At 27.0% G+C, this 5,228-nt stretch carries 6 protein-coding genes; 5 read left to right on the top strand and 1 reads right to left on the bottom strand.

What is annotated here, in order from left to right:
- The first annotated feature begins 269 nt into the window (after positions 1-269).
- Positions 270-683 (top strand): GNAT family N-acetyltransferase, encoded by a 414-nt coding sequence (locus KIB46_RS15980; RefSeq protein WP_291673183.1) that lies wholly within the window; start codon positions 270-272, stop codon positions 681-683.
- A gap of 107 nt (positions 684-790) precedes the next feature.
- Here KIB46_RS15980 and KIB46_RS15975 read toward each other — a convergent pair whose 3' ends face one another.
- Positions 791-2,269 (bottom strand): S41 family peptidase, encoded by a 1,479-nt coding sequence (locus KIB46_RS15975; RefSeq protein WP_291673181.1) that lies wholly within the window; start codon positions 2,267-2,269, stop codon positions 791-793.
- 270 nt (positions 2,270-2,539) lie between these two features.
- Between KIB46_RS15975 and KIB46_RS15970 the strand changes: the two genes are divergently transcribed.
- From KIB46_RS15970 to KIB46_RS15955, 4 genes are all read left to right on the top strand, one after another.
- Positions 2,540-3,571, top strand: a complete 1,032-nt coding sequence (locus KIB46_RS15970) for a hypothetical protein (protein ID WP_291673179.1) — start codon at positions 2,540-2,542, stop codon at positions 3,569-3,571.
- A 289-nt stretch (positions 3,572-3,860) separates the two neighbouring features.
- Entirely contained in the window at positions 3,861-4,055 is a 195-nt protein-coding gene (locus tag KIB46_RS15965; RefSeq protein ID WP_027098072.1) for a helix-turn-helix transcriptional regulator, read from the top strand.
- A gap of 2 nt (positions 4,056-4,057) precedes the next feature.
- Positions 4,058-4,543, top strand: a complete 486-nt coding sequence (locus tag KIB46_RS15960; RefSeq protein ID WP_156559014.1) for a DUF6773 family protein — start codon at positions 4,058-4,060, stop codon at positions 4,541-4,543.
- 119 nt (positions 4,544-4,662) lie between these two features.
- Positions 4,663-5,127, top strand: a complete 465-nt coding sequence (locus tag KIB46_RS15955) for a helix-turn-helix transcriptional regulator (RefSeq protein WP_291673176.1) — start codon at positions 4,663-4,665, stop codon at positions 5,125-5,127.
- Positions 5,128-5,228 lie beyond the last annotated feature (101 nt).

Raw genomic sequence — 5,228 nt, 5'->3', positions numbered from 1 at the left:
TATTTACCAAATTTAAATTTGGAATATCACTTATGCAGATGGGCGAAAAAAATCGACGGCTCCACAGTCGCCTTGGCGATTTTTTTACTGTCTAGGAAAGCATAAAATTTCAATTAGCTATAAATCAAAGGTATTATTACATTAAATTATAAGCCTATAAAAAAGGAGGTATTTATTTATGGTTAAGTTATGGAATAAATAGGGTATATGGAAGTTGATTTTCTATATGCTTTAACGTAATTAAAAGAATATAGAAATGGAGAATTAATATGGATATAGAATATAAAGAAAATAGTACGTTTACATTAAAACAGTTAGTAGAGTTATATGAAAGTGTTGGATGGATAAGTTATTCAAATAAACCCAGTGAACTTAAAGAAGCAATTAAAAATTCATTATTTAATATAGGTGCATTTGATGGTGAGGAACTTGTTGGATTAATTAGAGTTGTTGGAGATAATATTTCTATTATTTATATACAGGATATTCTAGTTAAAGAGAATTATCAGAGGTTAGGAATTGGAAGTAATTTATTACAATTAGTGCTAAATAGATACAATAACGTTAGACAAATTGTATTGATGACAGATAATACTGAAAAGACAAAACTATTTTACAAAAGAAATGGTATGTTACCATTTGAAAAATTTAATGGGGTTGGATTTATCAAATATAATTTATAAATAACAATAAAAGAATACTAAGAAAGGTTGTAGTAATCTGATAAAAGAAGAGGCTTACACTAGCAAGCCTCTTACTTCTGCTATCTCCAATAATTTTACACCTAAACTTATTTTAAAGTTTTAGCAAATTTATATGCTCTATCTAGAATATCTTCTGTTCCAAGCCATATATCTGGCTCTAAGCCTTTACCTTCTTCTATTTCAAATGATCTATAATTGTATGCCTTTGTGCCAAAAGCACATACTATTTTAGTATTAGGCAATAAAAAACCAAGTTTATCCATAATCTTTGTGGTGCCTGAGGAGTTAGTACCTATAAAAATTACATTTTTTACTGTTCTAAGATAAATTAATAAGCTTTCAGCAGAAGATGGAACAGTATTATCAACTAAAACTAATAAATAGTTATCATTATCTAAAGTTTTATCAACTTCAGTGTATGGCACAATACTATTCATCTTTTCTTTAGAGTAGAAATTAGATATTCTCTTAACCTCCTTACTATATTCTTCTTCTGAACACAAGCCAAGATCATATGTTGTTTTTATTTCATTTAGATACATCTCTTTTATAAATTCAGTATGCTTAAAGAAAATAGTACCATTTATCCCTATTTTATAATTAAAATAAGTTTCAAACCATTTACGTGCCTCAAGATCACTACCTCCTGAGCATCCTCTTAGATCTAAAATATTTACTCTATTATTCTTAATAGACTTTGTTTTGTTTAAAATATCATCAGATATTTTTTTCATACTATTTAGTTTTATATAGCCAATACTGCTATCTTTTATACTAGCATTTTTAACTGTGTTATTAGATTGTTCCAAATTAATAGATATTGTTTTCTTATGATCATTATTAGAAATCAGAACCTCTAGCTGTTTATTTTCTAAAGATAAAATTCCTAATTCATAAGATAGTAGTCCATTTTTATTTAAAGTATAGTGAATGTAATTTCCAATATCTTTGTCTTTATTTATACTTTCTATCTTATATTTTTTATTCTCTAAATTAATGTAATATTCTTTACCATCTTTTATTATAGGGTAGTCATTATTATAATAATAAGTATATTTTTCTTTGAATACAGGATTTTCATTAATTCTAAAGTGGTTGTCTTTTATAAAACTTAAGTTGCTTATCAAAATAGTTTCTAAATCTTTTACAAGCAAATTATCATGAGTATTAATTTCTTTTAGAATATTATTTTTAACTTTAGTGAATACTTCATCACCACCAAATATTTCATAACCACCATAGCCAAACTTAAGTGCATTAAAAAGCAAGTTTATATCTTCTATAGCATCCTTTTTTAATACTACATTATTATCATAGTTATAATAATTTCTTGCTATATTCATATTATCTTTTGTTATAAATAAAGAATACATCTCTTCTTGAGACATATTACAAGAAGGCAATTTTATTGATTCATAAATAGTGTTCTTTGCCTCTCTAGCTTCTAACAACCTCTCACTATTAACTTGTTGAACAAATTTATAATTTTTGTTATCTTTGTAATTTAAAATAACAAATAAAAACAAAGTAACTATTAAAGCAAATAACACTGTTTTTTTATTCATGAACTACATCTCCTTGTTTAATTAGAAACTTTCAATTGAGGGAAAACATTCCTTGTCTTATAAGATTATTATACTATTTTTAGAACTAACAATTTAAAATTGTAAGAGCTGTAATTTGAAATCATTTGTTAGAAGATTTATAGATCAACTGATGATTATTGTGTTGTGTTGATTGAGATTAATTCAATTAAAACTTGTTTACAAAATTTACATAATATTAATATATATGGTAAGATATAAATTGTGATTATATTCTAATTGGGGGATAGTATGAAGAAAATTTTTAAGTATGGATCAATAATTTTAGGGACGATTCTTTTTTTATTTGGAACATCTGTTTTTATAGCGTTATCAGGGATGATAGAGACTGTTAATGTTATATCAGCAGTGTTTTTAGTTTTAATACCTTTAAGCGTTTATTCATTCTATAAGAAAAAGAAGTTAAGAGGACTTTATTTCATTGTATTAACAATTCTTCTAATAGTTATAATAGATACATTTAGTAAGGTAAATATTAGAACCTATGGTGCTAAAAGTGCAGTAATGTCATTAGAAGAAAGGTTAAATATTATAATGGCAGAAGCTGAGTTAAGCGATCAGGAGAAAAAAGTAAGGCGTTATAATAACGAAAAACAATATATAATTAGTAAATTATCATCTTATGAAATAGTAGAGAAAAAAGGAAATAAAGTATACCATTATGATGATAATAAGGAAAATATAAAAACCATGGAGCTTGTAGAGGAAATCTTAAGTGAGAATTCTCATAAAATAGAAAAAATATTTAATTGTAGTACTCCTAGTGAAATTAATATTGTAATTAGATATGATATTAGCTCAGACAGTGTGGCAGAGGTTAATGGTGCAAATATACTTGTAATTAAGCCATTTAATGAAAGTTCATATGATAAAGAGTATTGTACAAATGTAATATTACATGAATATGCTCACGTAATTACTATGGAAAAGCTGGCTCAGTTTGGTGGACTTGGATTTGGAGATATGCCAGCTTGGTTTGCAGAGGGATTAGGTACTTGGGTAGCTGTAAATGTGGGGACTGAGCAAATTGATGAAGAAGGGCTTTATAAAGTTGATTTAACTTCAGAAGTTTATGGTACTACAAAATTGCAGATTAGTAATTATTATGGTTCTTGCTATAAAGTAGTGGATGAAATAATAAAAGAAGTGGGGTTAGAGGGTATAGAAAAATGCATTGAAATATGGGCAAAGGAAAATTCAGAGGATGCTCTGAAAGTGGTTACTGGTAAAACATTAGAGGATTATTATTATATATTTGATTAAAATTAATTTCAAAATCATACTTATTACATATTTTTATTTAAGGTGCTAAAAGTAATTGCATATAGGGTTACATATAGTGCGGTATTAATATTACCCTTACTATAAAAGGAGTGTATATTTGTTTTGGTGTGGACAAGCAAAATAAATATTCACTCCATTTTTTTTATCCTTAATACTAAAAAAGTGTAAAGAAAAGAGGATCATAAAAAATAAAATTACACAAAAATGCAATATATAGTTTACATTTGATAATATATATATTACAATATGCAATATAAGGAGGGTGTATATGAAAAATAAGAGAATGAAAATAGCACGTATAGAGTGTGATATGAAACAAGAAGATTTGGCAAAGGCTGTAGGTGTCACAAGGCAAACTATTGGATTAATTGAATCAGGAGATTATAACCCTACACTTAATCTTTGTGTATCAATATGTAAAGCACTTGGAAAAACATTAAATGATTTATTTTGGGAGGAATAGTAATGAAGAAAGAAATAGTTCAAGATGAAAGAGTTTTATCACAAAAAAGAAAAATTGGAAATGATGCCTTTCAAATAGTTTTTTTAGGCTTATTTTTATCTATTTTTGTGCAATCATATATATTTAATGCTGATTTTTCACAATATGCAGTTGAGGTAATCCTACTTATAGTGGGTGCTTTGTATGTTATAGTACGAAATATAACAGTTGGAAATAATATTTTTGAGTCTAATAAAGTAAATCAAAGATTTGTAATTATAAATAGCATTATTTGTGGAATCTTAGTAGCTATTATAAATACTACTCTTAATTATATTAAATTCAGAGATCTATTCAAAAATGAGATGGGTGATATGTTAATTGCATCACTAATTACTTTTCTATGTGCATCAGCTTCAGCATTTGTAGTTCTTCAAGGATTATATTTTATAAATAAGAAAAAACAAATGAAAATTAATTCAAAGTTAGATGATGAAGAGGAGAAATAGCTAAAACAATAGATTATTAATCATGTTAAGAATACGGGCAAATATGGTAAGTATAGTTGGTGGAGCTTGTCTTTGTCAAACATTATAATAAAACTATAAACTGACAAGGAGGAAAAATAATGAATCTAGGAAACAGCTTGTTTCATGCAAGAAAAAAATGTGGGCTTTCTCAAGAGGATGTAGCAGAGAAACTGGGGGTAAGCAGGCAGACCATTTCAAAATGGGAAGCAGATGAAACGATTCCTGACATTTATCAGTCAAAAAAAATGGCTGTACTGTATAATATGTCCTTGGATGAACTGATTGATTTTGACATTGACATAAATGAGATTCAGGAGATTATTGATAAAACTAGTGAAGAAGTAGAAGAAAAAATCGACTGGACAAATGCATGGGGTAAAAAGTACCCTATTTTGGTAAGATACCAAAGTGAAGTTAATCATCCAAACTATGCCCGTAGATTGTGTGTAATGCTGGATGAATTAAAGCAGGAATATCAATACAGTGAATTAGATAGCTTACTGGTTCTAAAGGATATTTTATACAATGTATGGAAAATGAGAAAAGATAAATCAAAAAGATAAATTTTTGAAACTGTATGTAAAGAAGATAACAATATAAAGCTTAAGGACGATACAAATAAGATAATATTAAATACAAAGGGTGTAATTAGGGATTTAAGTGA

Source organism: Clostridium sp. (genome assembly GCF_018372875.1).
In the GTDB taxonomy this organism is placed as follows: domain Bacteria; phylum Bacillota; class Clostridia; order Clostridiales; family Clostridiaceae; genus Clostridium.
The sequence above is the reverse complement of the archived record's forward strand: the minus strand, read 5'-3'. Positions and strand labels throughout refer to the sequence as shown.

Excerpts from the sequence above, each read along its gene's own strand:
- KIB46_RS15975 (WP_291673181.1), bottom strand. The coding sequence starts at position 2,269 with ATGAATAAAAAAACAGTGTTATTTGCTTTAATAGTTACTTTGTTTTTA.
- KIB46_RS15965 (WP_027098072.1), top strand. The coding sequence starts at position 3,861 with ATGAAAAATAAGAGAATGAAAATAGCACGTATAGAGTGTGATATGAAA.
- KIB46_RS15960 (WP_156559014.1), top strand. The coding sequence starts at position 4,058 with ATGAAGAAAGAAATAGTTCAAGATGAAAGAGTTTTATCACAAAAAAGA.
- KIB46_RS15970 (WP_291673179.1), top strand. The coding sequence starts at position 2,540 with ATGAAGAAAATTTTTAAGTATGGATCAATAATTTTAGGGACGATTCTT.
- KIB46_RS15980 (WP_291673183.1), top strand. The coding sequence starts at position 270 with ATGGATATAGAATATAAAGAAAATAGTACGTTTACATTAAAACAGTTA.
- KIB46_RS15955 (WP_291673176.1), top strand. The coding sequence starts at position 4,663 with ATGAATCTAGGAAACAGCTTGTTTCATGCAAGAAAAAAATGTGGGCTT.